Origin of the sequence: Nostoc edaphicum CCNP1411, from assembly GCF_014023275.1 — a bacterium.
Taxonomy (GTDB): Bacteria; Cyanobacteriota; Cyanobacteriia; order Cyanobacteriales; family Nostocaceae; genus Nostoc; species Nostoc edaphicum_A.
Genome location: NZ_CP054698.1, coordinates 7373501 through 7392376 on the forward strand (window position 1 = coordinate 7373501; position 18876 = coordinate 7392376).

The 18876-nt window shown below is 41.5% G+C and carries 14 protein-coding genes; 7 read left to right on the forward strand and 7 right to left on the reverse strand.

Features of this window, described 5'->3' with window-relative positions:
• Nucleotides 1-983: 983 nt before the first annotated feature.
• Nucleotides 984-2645: an iron uptake porin gene (locus HUN01_RS33400; protein ID WP_181929752.1), complete on the reverse strand. Its 1662-nt coding sequence runs from the start codon at nucleotides 2643-2645 to the stop codon at nucleotides 984-986.
• Nucleotides 2646-2986: 341 nt separating this feature from the next.
• Between HUN01_RS33400 and HUN01_RS33405 the strand changes: the two genes are divergently transcribed.
• Nucleotides 2987-5365 (forward strand): hypothetical protein, encoded by a 2379-nt coding sequence (locus HUN01_RS33405; protein ID WP_181929753.1) that lies wholly within the window; start codon nucleotides 2987-2989, stop codon nucleotides 5363-5365.
• A 102-nt stretch (nucleotides 5366-5467) separates the two neighbouring features.
• Here the strand turns inward: HUN01_RS33405 and HUN01_RS33410 are convergent, their stop codons facing one another.
• Entirely contained in the window at nucleotides 5468-5659 is a 192-nt protein-coding gene (locus HUN01_RS33410; RefSeq protein ID WP_181929754.1) for a hypothetical protein, read from the reverse strand.
• 750 nt (nucleotides 5660-6409) lie between these two features.
• Between HUN01_RS33410 and thrC the strand changes: the two genes are divergently transcribed.
• Both thrC and HUN01_RS33420 read left to right on the forward strand, forming a co-directional pair.
• Nucleotides 6410-7501: a threonine synthase gene (gene thrC / locus HUN01_RS33415; protein WP_069070234.1), complete on the forward strand. Its 1092-nt coding sequence runs from the start codon at nucleotides 6410-6412 to the stop codon at nucleotides 7499-7501.
• Between the two features lie 374 nt (nucleotides 7502-7875).
• On the forward strand, nucleotides 7876-8742 hold the full coding sequence (locus HUN01_RS33420) for an SDR family NAD(P)-dependent oxidoreductase (RefSeq protein ID WP_181929755.1): 867 nt from the start codon (nucleotides 7876-7878) through the stop codon (nucleotides 8740-8742).
• Nucleotides 8743-8766: 24 nt separating this feature from the next.
• Here the strand turns inward: HUN01_RS33420 and HUN01_RS33425 are convergent, their stop codons facing one another.
• Entirely contained in the window at nucleotides 8767-9246 is a 480-nt protein-coding gene (locus tag HUN01_RS33425) for a hypothetical protein (protein ID WP_181932929.1), read from the reverse strand.
• A gap of 203 nt (nucleotides 9247-9449) precedes the next feature.
• Between HUN01_RS33425 and HUN01_RS33430 the strand changes: the two genes are divergently transcribed.
• From HUN01_RS33430 to HUN01_RS33440, 3 genes are all read left to right on the forward strand, one after another.
• The gene (locus HUN01_RS33430; RefSeq protein WP_181929756.1) at nucleotides 9450-10349 is read left to right on the forward strand and encodes a YihY/virulence factor BrkB family protein; all 900 of its coding nucleotides are present in this window, start codon (nucleotides 9450-9452) and stop codon (nucleotides 10347-10349) included.
• Between the two features lie 87 nt (nucleotides 10350-10436).
• Entirely contained in the window at nucleotides 10437-10943 is a 507-nt protein-coding gene (locus HUN01_RS33435; RefSeq protein ID WP_181929757.1) for a DUF4112 domain-containing protein, read from the forward strand.
• Nucleotides 10944-11107: 164 nt separating this feature from the next.
• Nucleotides 11108-12040 carry an alpha/beta fold hydrolase gene (locus tag HUN01_RS33440; protein ID WP_181929758.1) on the forward strand — a complete coding sequence of 311 codons (933 nt, stop codon included), beginning with the start codon at nucleotides 11108-11110 and terminating at the stop codon, nucleotides 12038-12040.
• A gap of 1089 nt (nucleotides 12041-13129) precedes the next feature.
• Here HUN01_RS33440 and HUN01_RS33445 read toward each other — a convergent pair.
• The 4 genes from HUN01_RS33445 to HUN01_RS33460 all read right to left on the reverse strand — a co-directional run bounded on the left by HUN01_RS33445 (nucleotide 13130) and on the right by HUN01_RS33460 (nucleotide 17129).
• A complete protein-coding gene (locus HUN01_RS33445; protein ID WP_181929759.1) occupies nucleotides 13130-13624 on the reverse strand; it encodes a hypothetical protein in 495 nt (164 codons plus the stop codon).
• Nucleotides 13625-13982: 358 nt separating this feature from the next.
• Nucleotides 13983-15083, reverse strand: a complete 1101-nt coding sequence (locus tag HUN01_RS33450; RefSeq protein ID WP_181929760.1) for a D-alanine--D-alanine ligase family protein — start codon at nucleotides 15081-15083, stop codon at nucleotides 13983-13985.
• Nucleotides 15084-15224: 141 nt separating this feature from the next.
• Nucleotides 15225-15752 (reverse strand): peptide deformylase, encoded by a 528-nt coding sequence (gene def, locus HUN01_RS33455; protein ID WP_181929761.1) that lies wholly within the window; start codon nucleotides 15750-15752, stop codon nucleotides 15225-15227.
• Nucleotides 15753-15881: 129 nt separating this feature from the next.
• A complete protein-coding gene (locus HUN01_RS33460) occupies nucleotides 15882-17129 on the reverse strand; it encodes an HhoA/HhoB/HtrA family serine endopeptidase (protein ID WP_181929762.1) in 1248 nt (415 codons plus the stop codon).
• A 311-nt stretch (nucleotides 17130-17440) separates the two neighbouring features.
• Between HUN01_RS33460 and dnaA the strand changes: the two genes are divergently transcribed.
• Nucleotides 17441-18832 carry a chromosomal replication initiator protein DnaA gene (gene dnaA, locus HUN01_RS33465; RefSeq protein ID WP_181929763.1) on the forward strand — a complete coding sequence of 464 codons (1392 nt, stop codon included), beginning with the start codon at nucleotides 17441-17443 and terminating at the stop codon, nucleotides 18830-18832.
• The last annotated feature ends 44 nt before the right edge of the window (nucleotides 18833-18876 follow it).

Below are 18876 nucleotides of genomic sequence, written 5' to 3' on the forward strand. Positions count from 1 at the left end.
ACACCAAATAAAAGGCAATCTAGGTAACTATTCATTTGTGTTGATAGTAAAATTTATAGCTGATAAAAATATCCAATTACAGATAAATTAATATTCATCTTCTATTGGTAAGTATTTGGCAATTTGGCACATTGTAATTAGAGTATTTTGATATATTGCAGAAATTACCAAGATGTTTTTACTTATTATACATAGGACGGGCTAAAGCCCGTCTTTTTTATTGCTGATTATTTGGCATTTTGGCATTACATTCAAATCAAAATATGATATATTTGCTAAAATGCAAATAATTAAAACATTAAAAGTAAACTCAAGCAACATTTTTTGTTAAGATTATTTGCTAGCCTTACAATCTATTGAGTTTTATTTGTGCTATTTTTCCACAGTTCAAGGTGTATTTCCACTTTCAAGCTATTTAGACGGGATAAATCATCCCGTCTTTTATTTTGCTTGCTAGTTGGAAAAATCGCTTTAATGTAAGTTCTGGATATAAAAATACTTCTAGTTTTTTTGCTAACTTTAACATCTAAATTAATCTGCCATAGCCTCTAACCTATGGCAGATTAATTTTATATTTTAGGTATTCAGGAATACTGGGGTAATGTCTTATCAGGTTTCAGGATATTTGCACACATCCTATAGGAAGATGCCCTATGAATAGAATAATGAGTAAATTAATTCGGGATGTTGTTATGCACTGGATTTATATATAGGTTTGGCTCACCGCCAAACCTTTTTTATATCTATTGAAAATCAGGTATAGGTCAAGTCGCTTTGCTCCAATTAAAAATTAAAAATTATTAATTAAAAATTACAATCAGTGGGGGCTTGTACCCCAAATTAATTAAAAATTATTATTCTTAATTTTTAATTAAAAATTAAAAAAAGGTCAAGGCTGTTTTACTCCTGTTAGCCCAGTGGGGTGTAGCCAATTCTGACTCCTGAATTCTGCTGTCAGTTCTATAATATTTATCTACGAAAAATTAAAAACTAAAAGTACTTCGCAGAATACCAATGGTAACTGAGTCACTATCTGGTGTATGACCAGGTTCTAAGATATGAATTATTCCTGGTGTAATGCTGATATTATTTGTTAACTGAAAACGATAAAATGCCTCGATTTGAGTGGTCGTCCCTGGTTGTCCACCTGCACGTCCTAAACCAGTATTTACAAAATCAGGGACATTATTCCCTACCGGTAAGTTACTACTGGTAATTTTAGGAGGTTGACCAACATAAATTCCCCCCAAATTCCCTTTAGCAAATAAATCAGGGAAATTCATAAACACCATATAATTCGTAGTTTCTACATTTCCTGATTGCCCAGGAATATAAGATTTAGTATAACCACCCCATGCACCTGCGCTAATGCGGGGAGAAATTTGCCAAGTTACAGTCGCACCCACGGCGTTAGTTTGCAGCGGTGCTGATTTTCCGGTAGTGGTATTAACTGTAGTTAAGCATTCATCGCCAACAAAGGTTAGTAAACAACCATCAGAAGAGTAATTGTTAACGTAATACAAACTTAAATCGAGAGTATCAGTTGGTGTCAGCAGTAATTGCACACCTGTAGTGGTGGTTCCATCAAATAAACCACTAGCTGTCCCAGAATTTCCTGGTTGATAACTAGTATAAATTGCCTGCAAACTAGCGCGTTTAGTAAATTGCCAATCAATAGCTATACCGCCGTGACCGTATCCCATATTTAAAATTGGGTTTCTTTGGGCAAAATAAGACAGCGGCCCTGTTGCAGCACTTTCTACCCGATTGGGGCCTCGGAAAGCAGCTGGCATACTTACGCCTTCTGTTCCCACCATTACTGCTAATTTATCTGTCACTAGCCAATGCAAATTGAGGTCACTTACAATCAAGCTATCTGTAGGAAATTCGTAGCCAAGTAAAACGTCATTTCGGGAAACACTATTGGTAAATCTAGGCGTAGTTCTTCCTTTACCATCTATAAGACCTGTAAACAAGTAACTATTGGAAGTGATTTGGCTAGTTAAATATAGTTGCGCGAGGGAGATAACATTAGTGTTTGTCCCCGCATCATCTGTATCTTTTTGTCCATCTCTAGGATTTACATCACCACGATTGCTAGTCCGTCCTTGAATGCCAACTATTAGTAGTCCGTTGAGTTTGGTTGTTGCTGAGAATTGGTTGGCTTTGATTTCGGCTGTTCTGGCTTCTAAACTATCGACACGACCCCGCAAAGTTGCTAATTCAGGGGAAAATTCTGACTGCAATTTTTGTAATATTGCTAAATCTTCGCGAGTCACTAAATCGTTGGTGGCTGTAGTGATTAATTCGTTGACTCTATCTAAACAAGCATTCACACCAGCGGCAAATTCATACCTAGTTAAGGCGCGATTACCGCGATAGCTACTATCTGGATAGCCAGCTATACAACCATAGCGTTCTACTAAAGACTGTAATGCTTGGAATGCCCAATCGTTTGGTTGTACATCCTTGAGTTGAGAAACCGATGTAACTTGCGCCATCGGTTCTTCTGGGGAGGGAGATGAGGGAATAATATTATCGCTCTTAACTCCTGACTCCTGAGTAGTTATTGTATCTATGTACTCTTGTGCTAGTGCTTTTTGTGCAACTCCATTTACTCCCGCAATTAGTAACCATGCGAGCATCCAGGTTTTGCGATGACTCCGGCTAATAAGTCTACCTTTCAATTTTTTACACTCTGCTCACATACTTAAGTGAAGAGTGTATTCGCGATCATCTAGGGTTCACATGGGGACATTTACGGATTTTGTCCCAAATTAGACTTAATGCTTCTGGGCAACTTCTGAAAGGACGAGTATAACAGGGTATTGGGTATTGGGGACTGGGGATTGGGGACTGGATACTGGGGATTGGAGACTGGGGAATGGGGAGTAAGAAAGAGTTTTCTCAATCCCTAATCCCTAATCCCTAATCCCTAATTCCCAATCCCTAATTCCCTATCCCTAATCCCCATTGCCCCTAATCTATGGCAAATCGTTCACGCAAGCTGACACCAAAAGCCTCTAAACAAAATAAACCTCATGCAGGTGCGATGAAACGCGTTGTTAAAAAACCCCAGAAAAAACTAAAACGGGGAAATTGGTTGTCGTCAACAGTAGCGATACCTACGGTGGCAAGCTACGCAATTCTGTTAAGTAGTGCTAGTCTAATTATGGCTTTTGCCTGGATTAGCGTTCTCTTCATTTTCAATCCAGACCAGGTAAGCTGGCTAAATAAAATTTTACCTGCATGGGCACAAATCCCCCTTGGTAATCACGAACGCCCCCAAACTCTCGAACAAATTCAACTCGATTTGAGTAAAAAAAATCAAATATTTGGGGAAACTCTGCCTTTACATCAAGATGTGAAAAAATCATTTTTACTGCCAGTTTTTCAGCAGCGTGCTAATTGTCAATCTGATTGTGAAGAACTGGTGGAACTCAGGGTTTACGAGCGCTCAGAAGAGTTAGAGTTTAAATCTCAGTCAGAAAATTACTACTATCTAGCGACTCAATTACCTATAACTGGCCCAGATGAATCCTTTGTGATTTCTCCCTTACTTGATGGAACATTAGAACCTCAAGATATTAATATTCCTCTACCTTTAAATAAAGTACAACGTTTTGAAGGTGGGACACCATCACCAGGGGTTTGGTTTGATTTGCGGGGTCAACGCCAACAAGGAACTGGTGCGATCGCATACGGTCACGTCGTATACTACAATCCAGAACGCACGAATTTATTACAAATGTTGTCTTGGACTAGTCCTAATGGACAATTTCCCAAATGGCAGCAGGTAACTGGTGATGGTACAAAAGAGTTAGTTGTTGATCAAACTATAGGTTTAGAACCCCACTTACAGGTTTATCAAGTCAAGCCTCTGAAGTTATTCCTCAAACCAATTCAATTGGAGGAAATTACCCTCAAATCACCAGCTATCAAGGATTCTGCATACCAAAATGCCCTGTCAATTGCCCGTAGTGGACTGTGGACACCAGCCTTTGAATGGTTGAAGTCAATCAAAAAACAGCGCAAGGGAGTTTTACCAGAGGCGGCGCAAGCGCAAATGGATTTGATTCGTTTGCATTCCCAACTTACTAAAATCCAAGCCCAAAAAAATTGGGCAAGTCCTAGTCAAGAAGCACTAGCAGATTTGATTGATGGTCGCTGGGAGAAAGCTTTACAGGTGTTTGAAGCGTCACCACATAATGCCCAAGAAATTGCCACCCTACTGAAAGCTGATGAAAAACGGTTGTGGAATCGCACAGCAGCGGCGTTGCGGGTGAACCCAAATAGACGAGAGGTGCAAGCTTGGTTCGCTTTGATTTTAGCAGTTCAGCGAGGAGAAGGACATGCTAATTCTTGGTTAAAGGCGCAACCAAAAATTACAAAAGATAATCTTGCTTATATTCAAAGTCTGTTAGCAAGACTCAATGCTGAGGGTACAAAGTCGCAAATATCCTCTACTCACCCTAGTCAGATTGTTGGTACAGTCCAACCAATCACTCAAGTTACTAACACCGACTGGCTGCAAACAAATTCCTCAGCAGATTTGAAACTCACAGATAACCAAGTTTGGTATCAGGTGGAGGTGAGTGCATTTAATGACGGAAAACGCTGGCTAAATTTCCCTTTTGAGAATTTCAACTTACCCAAAACTGAGGCCGCTAAATTTTTGAGGAAAACTTTGGGAATCACTTCTGACCCTGAAATCCAGATTGTGGTCTGGTTACCAAATGGAGAACAACAAATTACTATAGCCGCTATCAAAGCGGTGCAACTACGGGGTAAAGTTTTGCGCCTATTAGCCGCTGGCCCAAAAATTCCAGATAATCAAAACAATGTTCTTCAACCAAAACCTTTAGCCCTGACTAATGCAGCACTAGAATGGGTGCAACCATCTCCCATTACTCTACGGGAACTGTATCAACAAAATCCCCAAGGGGTGAAGGTAATGCTATCGAGTTTGTGGCAATCTTTACAGCAATCTGGTGAAGTTCCGGCTGGTGCTATTCCTAGCTTTGAACAGATGCAGGAAAAATTGGGTGACTGGCCTGTTCAAGTGATTGATTTAACAAATAACGCTCAACCAGAAATAATACTGACTATCTCACCAGAAGCAATAACATCCTTGAATGAGTCTACACCTGCAATTCAGGGGGAGAACACAGAGCAACGCCGTGACCGGACTATAATTTTATCTGATGGGAATAAAGTCATTTACACTGATTTTACAGGAAATTACTTACAAAGACTCTCTGCGATCGCCAAGCTTTCAGGGGTGCAATCCTTAGCTTTGTTGGTAGAAAATGCTCATAACTACAGTTTGAAGCGCTGGTCAGAGAAAAATCAGCGCTTTGAATAGCACCCGCCTTAGTAAAACTTACCCCTTACTCAAATTTAAATTAGAGAGGGGAAAAGCGACGCCGAATAGCCCGTCGTAGACATCGCTATCTAGAAGACTAACTTATTCTTTTTGGTTAGTTTCGGCTAGACGTTGGTGCTTCAGGTTTTCCAACTGCTGCAACAGAGAGTCTACCTCTGCCTGTAAATGCATCAATTTAGCTTGCTGATCGTCTTGATAGTAAGACTTGGTTAACTTACTGACCCAGTTAGCCTGGGACTCGCGATCGGAAACATTAGATAAACAAGTAGGCATCGCTAATTAAATCCACAATTTAACTCACACCATTAGAAATAATATAATAATGCTCTTTTCAGCTTTATTATATTATTGTATATTTTCAATCAATTACTCTAATGGATTTTAGGTTCAATCATAAGAGACGGTGATCATAATGGCTGTGTTCCAAATAAAACATCGCCCCAAGTGTGTAAAGCTTCCATCCAGTGAGATGGTACTTAATTGATAGCCTGTCAATTATGCTTGTACGAATTATTATCGCTGTTTTTGGTGAATTCACGCAAGAAATTATATGTAGACTCTATCAAGAATTACGCCAAATTATGAAAAACTCCATCGGTGGAGTTTTTGGGCATGGGGAATGGGGAATAGGGCATGGGGCAAGGGAGAAAAAGAGAAGAGTTTTCCCCTCTGCTCCCCGCACCCCGCCCTTTTAACTTTCCGTAGGTTAAAAATAAAAGTTTTATGAGTAATTACGTAACTACCAGATATTTACCGATCATCTTCATCCTGTGAGCATCCTCAAGCTAATTTGTTGAACCTAATGTCACCGTGGCGGTTATGATAAACTGACGTTCTAAATAAAATAAAAAATAGCAAGTGAAACGCCTGCACCACAAAAAATAATATTCTTAATGGAATTAAGGGACTCTTAACTGGGAACTAGCAAAGAAAAATTCACTTTCTTCCTCTTCCCTATTCTGCACTTCCTGATCCCACCCTCTCTAAAATATCCAATCCTTACATTAAGAAATTTTAAATCCCGTGACTTTGAGCCTGTCTGTTGCTACATCTTATCGCCAACCCTGGCCCGGACTGATAGAAGCCTATCGCGAATATTTGCCTGTCAGCGAAAAAACACCGGTTGTCACTCTATTAGAGGGAAATACACCGCTAATACCAGTGCCAGCGATCGCAGAACGTATTGGCAGACAAGTTCGGGTTTTTGTAAAATACGATGGTCTAAATCCTACCGGCAGCTTCAAAGACCGGGGGATGACTATGGCAATTTCCAAGGCCAAAGAAGCAGGGGCAAAAGCGGTAATTTGTGCCAGCACCGGCAACACCTCAGCCGCCGCCGCCGCTTATGCGAGGCGTGGGGGCATGAATGCCTTTGTACTGATTCCCGACGGCTATGTGGCACTGGGCAAATTAGCTCAAGCGTTGCTGTACGGGGCAGAAGTATTGGCAATTAAAGGCAATTTTGACCAAGCGCTAGAAATTGTCCGCGAGATGGCCGAAACCTATCCAATCACTTTGGTAAATTCGGTCAATCCCTACCGCCTAGAAGGGCAGAAAACAGCAGCCTTTGAAATCGTCGATGCGCTGGGTGATGCCCCAGACTGGCTGTGTATCCCGGTGGGCAATGCCGGAAATATCACAGCATATTGGATGGGATTTTGTCAATATCATCAAGCCAAAAAGTGCGATCGCTTACCCCGAATGATGGGATTCCAAGCCGCAGGTGCAGCTCCCTTGGTACATGGACAGCCAGTGGCGCATCCCGAAACCCTAGCGACAGCAATTCGCATTGGCAACCCCGCTAGTTGGGATTTAGCGATCGCAGCCCAAACCGCAAGTCAGGGAAATTTCCACGCCGTCACTGATGCAGAAATTCTCGACGCTTATCGACTTTTGGCAGCATCAGAAGGTATCTTCTGTGAACCCGCTAGCGCCGCTTCTGTAGCAGGTTTATTGCAGGTGAAAGACCAAATTCCCACAGGGGCGACAGTGGTTTGTGTCCTCACAGGCAATGGTCTTAAAGACCCAGATACAGCCATTAAACACAATCACAGTCAATTTAAACAGGGTATTGCAGCAGAATTGGGTGCAGTAGCTGAGGCAATGGGATTTTAAGATTAACGTAAAGCGTTAGTGTTAGGTAACTCCAATACTTTTTGGTTAAGGGAGAAAGGGCAAAGGGAAAGGGTTTGAATTTACCTTTACCCTTTGCCCTTTAAACTTTATCCAGACCAAAAGAGACTTATGGTGTTGCATATCAGTTGCAATTAAGTATCTCACCGACATAATATTGGTTTGAAAAGTCAGGCACTTGTAAGGTCAGTACTACTGGATAAAGAGCAGGTTTCGCAAGTATTATCTGGATTTTGTACGAATTAATTATTGATCATATATTTTGCTGATCGCTACTCCTAATTTTCTGACTTTATAAATTATTGGTTGTTTGCAATCTGCAAATTTTACCAGCATTAAAATACCAGGAATTTATCATGACAAGTCTTAAAGGTAAAACAGTACTTTTGACTGGTGCTTCGCGTGGATTAGGAGTATATATTGCTCGTACTTTGGCAAAAGAAAAAGCAACTGTAGTCAGCGTTTCTCGTTCAAAATCAGGGTTAGATCAAACATCTGATGAAATCAAAATAGTTGGCGGTAAAGGAATAAGTATTCCCTTTGACATCACAAACGTGACAGAATTTTCTACTCTAGTGCATCAGATTAATAAATTGGTAGGCCCAGTTGATATTTTAATTAATAATGCTGCAATAATCATTTCTCGAACTTTTGTAGATTATTCTCTCGAAGAAATCCAGTCAGTAGTTACGACTAATTTACTTGCTCCTATGGAATTGACGCGTTTGTTACTGCCAAGTATGTTAGAACGCGGAACAGGACATATTGTTAATATTGCTTCTCTGGGCGGCAAAAAGGGAGTTGCTTACAACAGCATTTATTCTGCGAGTAAAGCTGGTTTGATTATGTGGAGTGATGCTGTGCGAGAAGAATTAGCTGGTACTGGTGTAAATCTCTCAACGATCTGTCCGGGATATGTCAGTAGAGCCGGAATGACTGTTGATAGTGATTTAACAATTCCTAAGTTTGCAGGTATTTCCATACCGACTGATGTGGCAAATGCAGTCATCAAAGCTATTAAGCAAAACCAGGCAGAGGTAATAGTCAATGGCGGTCTGCTTAACGAAAGTATGACTAAATTATTGCTTGCAATTGGACAAATTTATCCCCCATTTGTAAATACAATTTATCGGTTGATTGGTATAGAAAAAGTGAATTCAAGGCGTAGAGAAAATTTGGATATTGGAATAAATCTGGGTTATGCAGAAATACCTAGGAAATAGAAGGGGTTCTATTTTTTTGTAATACTACCCATCCCCTACTGTTTCTTTATCTCCTACTCCTAGCGATCGCTCGCGTGTCAAGCTATCAATAGCATCGCCCAAGGCAGTAGTAAGGCTATTGCGGGTTTGGGCGTGGTTATCTTGCTCAGTTTTCAAGGCTTGGAAAAAGCGATCGCGTTCTTTGATTACCGCGATGAGTTTAGCTTGCAAGTCCTCCACAGATTTTAGCTGTTCTATTTCTTCTTGGATAGCTGTAACTGATGTCCCAGCAGCCAGTGTCTCTGCTTCAATACCCTTAAGTTTATGCAAATCTGCCTTGAGAGATGCGATCACCTGTTGGGATAATTGGGCATCTGTGCGGCGTTGTTCTGCTTCTGTGTTATAAAGCTGACGCCATTTTTGGGCACTTTCCCAAGCTGCATCGCGCTCGTGTTGCAACTCTGCCATCTGCTCTTTGATTGCTTGGATTTCTGTCAACCACTGTTGTGTTAAATCTTGATTCATAAATAAATAGTCAATGGTCATTAGTCAATGGTCATTAGTCAATGGTCATTAGTCAAGAGAGACGCGATTAATCGCGTCTGTACAAGAGTTAGGAACTCTCTCCCATTCCCCACTCGGTATTATTGCGGTAAAAAGATAGATGCGATCGCTACGCAAAATTTGGCAAAGTAGTTAAGAAACCTCATCAGTTTTAACTCTAAATCATGCCAAAGCCTCGTTTTTTCCGCTTTTTTCGCCATCTCAATTGGCGCACGCTCAAAAAAACTTTTTCCCGGACAATGGAAAGACGACTTTTGGGACTCGCATCGGAAATCGCCTTCAATGCCATGCTATCGCTGTTTCCAGCAATTCTTGCGATCATCACAGCTATTGGCTTATTGGCAGAATCTTTACAAAACACCTTTAAACAACTGGCGATTTTACTAAGTCAAGTCCTACCTGAAGAAGCCTTGGTTCTGATTCGTGATTTTGCAACTACAGAAATTACCAATTCTAGAAATAGTGGTTTGTTTTCTCTGAGCTTTATATTAGCAATTTGGACTGCTTCTGGGGCGGTGAGTACTGCGATGACAGCCCTCGACCAAATCCATCATATTCCTCCAGAAAAGATCCGCCCCTTTTGGAAAGCCAAGCTAGTTTCTCTGGGATTAACAGTCGGTACTATGTTGCTTTTAGTATTGGCTTCTTTGTCAGTGTTTACCAGCGATTGGTTGTTGGGAATGGTAGTAAGCGGAAATGGTTCTTTGATGTTTTTGTTGCATCTTTGGCAACTGTTACGCTGGCCTTTAGCTTTAGGTATTGTTGCTGTCGCTTTTGGCTTTGTCTATCGCTATGGTCCAAGTGAGTGGAACCCAGGCACGCCAATGATGCCTGGAGCAATTTTAGCAGCTGTTTTTTGGGCGATGTTGTCTGCCATATTTCGGCTATATGTGGCGAATTTTGGCAATTATAATAAAGTGTATGGTGCTGTAGGGGCTGTGATAGTTTTAATGCTCTGGCTGTCGATGAGCGCTGCTGTTATGCTAATCGGCGATCAGTTGAATGTGACTGTGGGCGATGATATCCGCTTAAAAGCGCAGTCGCAATCTCACGAAAAATATTAATTAGTAAATCCCTGAGAAAATTTTTGCAAAAGCTCACTAGGGGAGTAAAATGTCTAACGATTCAATACAAAGCTAGCGATCGCCTTCATGCCTGATTCTCCGCCTCGATTTTCGATGATTGAACCTGATGCCAAAGCACCCACCTTAAAGCGCCTGCGTCAGTTAAGTCGGTTACTGGATAATGTTATTACCATTCCTGGCACAAAGATTGGTTTTGGTCTAGATCCAATTTTAGGACTCATACCGATTGGTGGTGATTTTTTGGGAGTGATGTTTTCTTGCTACATCATCCTAGAAGCAGCGCGACTAGGTGTATCTAGAGCCACTTTAGGTAAGATGGTTGTGAACGTGATCATTGATGGCTTGGTAGGTACTGTCCCAGTTTTGGGAGACTTTTTTGATTTTGCTTGGAGAGCTAACACTAATAATATCAAGCTATTAGAAGAGTACTTAAAGTTTCCCAGCGAGCAAAAGAGTGCAGACAAGTGGTTTATCCTTGCTGTTTTGGCTGGATTGTTGCTAATCTCTATTGTTTTAGTAGCGTTGCCCGTGATACTAATTAGAATCCTGTGGAACGCCTTAACAGGCGGTTAAAATAATTCGTAATTCGTAATGACGCTCTCTACGAGACGCTAAAAGCGAACGAATACTCGCTACCGCTACGCTAACGTAATTCGTAATTAGCGTTCGGTGAACGTCTTGTTAGTTGCTATGCAACTTAAAACCCATAATTGCTTAAATCATTTATTGATAACGGAATGAAAGATTGGTGGCAAGCTACTTTTCCTAAAGGGCGGCAAAGTCTAACTATTACCGATGCTAAAGGCTATCCTGTACAAATTGCTTATGGCGAAAAAGGTAAAGGTAAACCGCTAATTTTATTACATGGCATGGGTAGTTGGAGCTATAATTGGCGCCACAGCATAGCACCATTATCTAAACATTACAGGGTAATTTGTTTTGATGCCAAAGGTTTTGGTTTTTCTGAAAAACCATCATTTCGTAGAGAACACAATGGTCATCAAGTTATTGAGTTTCAAAGAATTATTCAGGCATTATGTGATGAACCAGCGGTAATTGTGGCTGAATCTCTGGGGGGATTAGTTGCCCTTGCCCTTGCTCAAGAAAACCCAGAGTTAATCGGGCGGCTTGTAGTAGTAAATGTACCTGTTTTTGCAGAACAACTACCCCATTGGGCTATGTGGTTACTTGCCCAAACGCCTTTGGAAGTAATGCAAACAGTTGACTCTTTACGTCTGGCATATTTGTTTGCTCCTCTATTTAGAGAAATCATGGCAATAGAAAGACGTGGGGTATTATTTGATCCCTCAATCTTGACACAGGAAGATGTCTATTGGATAACTTACCCGTTCATTGAATTACCTGGTACGATCGCAAAAGTTGCCGAAGAGTTACAAATAGCAGCGCTAGAAATTGAGAATTGGCAAGCAAATAAGCCAAATATGCTCACCAAAATTCAAAATAAGCTGAGTGCAATTGAGTGTCCTACACTAGTTTTATGGGGTGAACAAGATAGTTGGTTTCCTGCTAGTCATGGTGAAAAATTGCATCGGCATATCCCCAATTCCAAATTACAGATTTTGTCTAACTGCTGTCATGATGCCTCAACTGGTGCTTTTGAGGTACTAAATGCAGCGATTCTTAAGTTTTTACGAGAGACTAACTTCTAAAGAAGAATTCAGAGGCAGAATTTTGAATTCAGTAATTTTTTAGTAGGGAATTCAAACCTACTACTTTCTTGTTCACTAACTTCAATTCTGTTAGCGTTAGCGGGGCGTTTAGCACATTCTGAATTCTGAATTCTGACTCCTGACTCCTGACTCCTAAATTCTGTTCCGATAAAAAGAGAGTGAGAGGAAGCATATCCGTTAGCTTCAAACTCCCACTCTGCCATTTGCTGCTGAAGTGAACAGGAATGTATACAGACGTTGCCCGTAATTTGGGGGCTAATGCGTATTTCAACAACAACGTCCATACGCATTTAATATTCCTGTCGCAGCAAATGCCAAACTTGATTATTGATATTTATTTACTGAGAAAAATACTCTGTAAATAATTGGTAGAGATAGTTTTTTATTTTTGTAAATCACTTAGTAAATAGTGTTTTACAAAAGGAATTTGCTTACGTGGTAGTCCCTGACAACAAAACCCTTGAAGTCGTTTATCTTCATACAATTTAACTTGGTTAATCAAAAGCTGGTTGCCATTTTGGCATGTTTTTAAATTTCCTAATTGCTCATATCTAACTTTTTAAAAGCAGTTAATCAGCTATGTGGCATTCAGGAGGATTTTCGGCGAACACCCTCCTGTCTTCTCTGATCAATCATTCATATATAGCGGTTCTCATTTGTATGCAATACATTTTGACCTCTCTCCAAACCTCTCTCCTAAAAGGCTACCGTGTATACACAAGTCTGAAATAGCTGATTAACCAAGGTTTTACCCCACCCTAACCCTCCCCTTGCAAAGGGGAGGGAACTAGATTTCTTTTTCCCCCCTTTGCAAGGGGGGATTAAGGGGGGTAAATCAAGGGTTTGGGCTTCATTACCAAGATGTGTGTACACCGTAGCCTAAAAGGAGAGAGGCTTTGAATCTTACTCCCCAACGCTAGTAGGGAAGGAGTTGGGGGTTAGGTCTGTATTCCACTCAACTGAGAAGCGCTATATAACAAGATTCCCAACTTCTTAGAGAAGTCGGGAATCTGAGCCAAGCTAATTGGCAAAAAGTGTTAATTTAACCGGGTTTTACTTACGGTAGTATTAATACTGGCGTAAAATTGCAGACAATGAACTATTTTTACGAAGATCCATCAGGTCTGCTAAAGGTTCTGTGCGCGTATCCAGGTGGTGCTTGTGTTCTGCTGGTAGAACCGTTACCAGATGCTTTGTTTTAGGTTGCATCTGCATAAGGGGCATCAGTTGTGGCTGTGGCACAAAAATTGGTTGGTTCTTGGGAAGACGTGGTTCCAATCTTTGGTAATGATTCTGTGCCAAGCGTGCCTGATGGCGGTTAACCTGTTTTTGGACTTTTTGCGGTTGCGTTGTCCGGTTAAGCATTCGGAAAATGAGTAAGCAACCACTACCACAGCTGAGGACGATCGCAGCTACCATCCATAAAGGTGTAGGATTACTATTCTCAGAGGGCACGTTGATTGGTTCTTCAACTATAACTGGGATTTTTTCTGGTTCTTCTTGTGTTACCTGGCCAGCATTACCTAAGCTATACAGGGCAAAAGCACCACCTCCTAGAAACATGGCTAAACACCCAGTTAACAATAGCCAAGGATGATGTGTGACCAGATATATCAGAACATTCGAGCTTTGTTTTAATCTCGATTTCCTGTTTGTCAGCTCTGGAGTAGCCCTTCTTAGTTGGGTTCGCTCGCGCTGTACACTCTGACTTTTTTCCATGATTACTTTCAGATTTGTACCCCTCTAGTCAATAAATTGTACTGGAGGAGTTAATCATCAGGTATCCGTAACAAAAGTTCAGATTTTAGTAGCTTTTTTGTAAAATATAGGCTACAAAATCTGGCTAACTTTTGCCAAAATTCTGTATTTATTGTGACTTTTTGCTGTGATTATCTAAAAGTCTGTTAGTCTATTTTCTCCCTTAGCTAGGAGAATGTCTTTCAAGAGCAAGTTGAATTAACCGATCAACTAATTCTGGAAAAGAGACTCCACTATGGGCCCAGAGTTGGGGATACATACTCGTTGCAGTAAAGCCTGGTAAGGTATTGATTTCGTTAATCAAAACTTCTTGTGTCGCTTCCACATAGAAAAAATCTACCCTTGCCAAACCCGCAGCGTCAACAGCTGCAAAAGCTTGCAAAGCCATGTCCTGAATTTGACTTGCGATCGCATCTGGAAGCGGTGCAGGTATCAGTAAATCTGCGCGACCCTCAGTATATTTAGTTTCATAATCATAAAAATCGCTGTCATAAGTAATCTCTCCAATGACAGAGGCTTGGGGTTGATCATTACCCAAAACGGCACACTCGACTTCTCTCGCTACAACACCAGCTTCTACAACTAGCCGACGGTCATAACTGGCAGCACTATCTAAGGCGGCTTCTAATTCTTGGCGCGATCGCACTTTGGCAATACCCACCGATGAACCCAAATTAGCAGGCTTGACAAAAGCAGGATAACCTAACGCTGCCTCAATGTCATCACACAATTTTGGAAACACACAAGGATTAGACCAAACCTGCGCTCTAGTTACGGCCTTGTATTTTACCTGTGCTAGTCCTGCTTGCTCGAAGGCCATTTTCATGGCAATTTTATCCATCCCCACTGCCGAACCTAACACCCCAGAACCAACAAAGGGGACTTGCATCAATGTGAGTAACCCTTGAATTGTCCCGTCTTCACCGTTGGGGCCGTGGAGAATGGGAAACCAAACATCTACTTCCGCAACTTGAGAGGGAGATTGCCACTTGCTCAGGGTTTGGGCTTGAGGGTTGGATATCAGATGTCCAACAGATGTTGACTGTTCCGATTCCAGTAGTGGACTGCCGGTTCCTAAAACCTTTTGGGGTGCTTCTCCCGCCAGCCAGCGTCCATCTTTTTGGATGTAAAAAGGTAGTATTTCGTACTTATTAGCATTTTGCTCTGCACTCAAAGCTTTAGCAATCGCCCGTGCTGATTTGATCGAAACTTCATGTTCTCCCGAACGACCGCCAAACAGTAACCCCACGCGCAGCTTAGTCATTTTCGGCTCCTCGACACTCCTAAAGCAGATAGCCTATCACAATCTACAAAAGTTGCCATAATTTTTCTATATTATCAAGGAAGGCAGAAGGCAGAAGTTATAAAAATTCCCCATTCCCCATTCCCCATTCCCCATTCCCATTTATTTAACTACTCTTTGTTGATATTCCTGCTCAGTAATCATATCGAGAGTGTTCTCTAGGCGATCAACAAATACGATACCGTCGAGATGATCATACTCATGTTGAAAAATCCGAGCGATAAAATCGGTTAATTCTTGCTTTTGTAAGTTTCCTTGAGAGTCAGTGTATTCTACTTCAATAGATTTATACCGAGGAACTAACCCCCGAATTCCTGGAACACTTAAACAACCTTCCCAATCTTTGACAACTTCAGTTGAGTGAGCAATGATTTTGGGATTAATCATTGCCGTAGGTTCCATTTCCGGGGCATTGGGATACCTGGCATTAGGACGGGAAGCCACAATAAATAAACGATAGGATTGCGCTACTTGAGGTGCAGCAATTCCCACACCGTTAGCTTTGGCAACAGTGGCGATTAAGTCTTCAATTAATTTTTGGATATGCTCATCTTGAATATTCTCAACCCAAGCAGCTTTTTGGCGTAATGTTGGATTGCCTAATTGAATTATTGGCGCTAACTCACTCATGATAAAACTCCATTAAGTAATGGGAAATGGGGAATAGGGAATGGGGAATGGGGAATAGGGAATAGGGAATAGGGAATGGGGTATTGGGCAAATGACCAATGACAAATGACAAATGACAAATGACAGACATCATCCTTCACGTCTTACTGGCAAAGGAGCAGGTTGAACTCTTACTTGAACAATTTGCCCATTGCGTTCTACTTCTATTGGTAAGGTAGTACCGATTTTGCTATTTTCTACTAGCTTTTGTACTTGGTCAATTTTAGTCACAGGCTGGTTACTAATGCTTTTAATCACATCACCAACTCGTAGTCCAGCCTCAGAAGCAGGCGATCGCGGCACAATCTCAACCAGCAAAACGCCCTCATCTGCTGTAAGATTTAAGCGATCGCCTGCTCTACTTTTGATTCTTTCTTTAATATCTGGTGTCAGTGTCACCATCTGAACACCCAAATAAGGATGATCTACCTTACCTGTAGCAATTAATTGCTGGGAAATTCTTTGCACAGTGTTAATGGGGATAGCAAATCCCAAACCTTGAGCGCCTTGAATAATCGCTGTGTTCATCGCAATTACCTGGCCACGAGCATTTAGCAATGGGCCACCGGAGTTCCCAGGGTTAATCGCTGCATCTGTTTGAATGTAATCAACCCGCTTGTCACTAGCACCGATATCGCTACCAGAACGACCTGTAGCACTAATAATCCCAGAAGTGACGGTATTATTCAAGCCCAATGGATTACCGATGGCAACTACTGCTTCTCCTGGTTGCAAGGTATCGGAATTTCCCACAGCTAGGGTTGGCAGATTATTCGCATCAATTTTGATCACAGCTACATCCGTTACTGCATCTTCACCTAGTACTTTCCCGTCAAAAGTCCGGCCATCTTTGAGTGTGACAGTCACTCTATCAGCACCATCTACCACATGGGAATTGGTCAAAATTTGACCTGAAGAATTAATGATAAATCCAGAGCCGCTACCCCGCTCTACTCGTTGTCTAGGCTGTGGCGCTGCGCCTCCAAAAAATCGCCGGAAAAATGGATCGTTAAATTCGTCTGGTACGCGAGGGCGAGAAGTGATTATTCGGGAAGAATCAATGCGAACTACCGCAGGCCCCACATTTTGCACTACTTTCACCACAAAATTAGGATCTCCAGACGAAGAGAAAATTGGCGGGGGGACAATTACCGGATTAGGTTCTGCTGTATTTTGGGCTTGAGTCTGGTTTTGCCGAGTCTCAAAAGTCTTAGCAGGTAGAAGAGAGCAGCTACCCAGGAACACCACTCCTACCCCATATAAGAGCATCCATAACCTGTGGGGCAAACGCCTGCCATCAATATTTTTGGGTGCTGAGTGATGGTTTGTTGTCTTCATGTGTTGTTGCTTCTCCGTGTAAATAAGAGTGCTGAGTGCTGTTAGCGGTAGCGGGGCGTTTAGCCCGTGCTGAGTGCTGAGTTAAAACCGCCCATAAGGGATGAGGCATATACTGGGTACGAAAGCTCTGAGAAATTTTTACTTTACTCAGCACTCAGCATTCAGTTTGGTCGGTGGGTGTTAGGATCTTGCCTACTGGGTATGTCCCAAAATGATTACAACTTAAAAGCTTATTCTAGGTCTAGCGTGTCTCAATGCTAAATTGGTGCTTTCTCTTCTATTGTGACAATTAGCAGCAAAGGTGGTGGATAATGGAAATTCCCGAAATTCCCATAGAAAGTCTGTGGAGTCAGGTACTAGAGCGCCTACAGCTTGAACTATCCCGACCGACCTTTGAAACTTGGATCAAAACTGCTAGTGCGGAACGATTAGAAAATAATTGCTTGGTTATCCGCACTCCTAACCCATTTGCTCGTAATTGGTTACAGAAGTATTACATCAATACCATTGCTCATGTAGTACAAGATATTCTCGGTCATCCCGTGGGAATTTATATTACCGTTGCTCAAGGTGATGAAGTTTCTAATTTTAGTGAACGAGAGGTTTCTTGGGAATCACCAAATCCTAGCAGTATTTCTGAAGCTGTTCCTAATCACAATCATAAAACTACTGAATTAAACTCTAAATATGTCTTTTCGCGATTTGTAGTTGGTGCCAACAATCGGATGGCTCACGCTGCTTCTTTGGCGGTTGCAGAATCTCCAGGTAAAGAGTTTAATCCTTTATTCTTATGCGGTGGTGTAGGCTTGGGGAAAACTCATCTGATGCAAGCTATTGGTCACTATCGCTGGAAAATTTGTCCTGATTGTAAAATATTTTATGTCTCTACTGAGCAGTTCACTAATGATTTAATTACAGCAATCCGTAAGGATAGTATGCAAAGTTTTCGAGAGCATTACCGAGCCGCTGATGTTTTATTAGTTGATGATATTCAGTTCCTTGAAGGAAAGGAATATACCCAAGAAGAATTCTTTTATACTTTTAATACTTTACATGAAGCTGGCAAACAAGTAGTCATTGCTTCTGACCGTCCTCCTAACCAGATTCCTAGTTTACAAGAACGTCTTTGTTCTCGATTTTCTATGGGGTTAATTGCCGATATCCAAAAGCCTGATTTAGAAACTAGAATGGCAATTCTACAGAAAAAAGCTGAGGATGAAAATATTCGGCTTCCCCGCGATGTAATTGAGTATATTGCTTCTAACTATACTTCTAATATTAGAGAATTAGAAGGAGCTTTAATTCGGGCTGTAGCTTATATTTCTATTTGGGGTTTACCGATGACGGTGGAAAATATCACACCAGTTTTAGAACCGCCTAATGAAAAAATGGCAGCTACCCCAGAAGCAATTTTAAAGGTTATAGCGGATAATTTTGATGTTTCAATAGACGATCTCAAAAGTAACTCGCGGCGAAGAGAGATTAGCTGGGCGCGTCAATTGGGAATGTATCTCATGCGCCAACACACGGCTTTGAGTTTGCCGAGAATTGGGGAGGAGTTTGGTGGTAAAGACCATACAACGGTGATTTACAGTTGCGATAAAATTACTCAACTCCAGGAGAGCGATCGCACTTTAGCACAAACTCTACGCCAACTGAGCGATCGCATCAATATGACTAGCCGTTCCCAAAAACCATCGTGAAGATTTATTTGAAGTTTTCCACAACCAGCACCATGAACATTAGC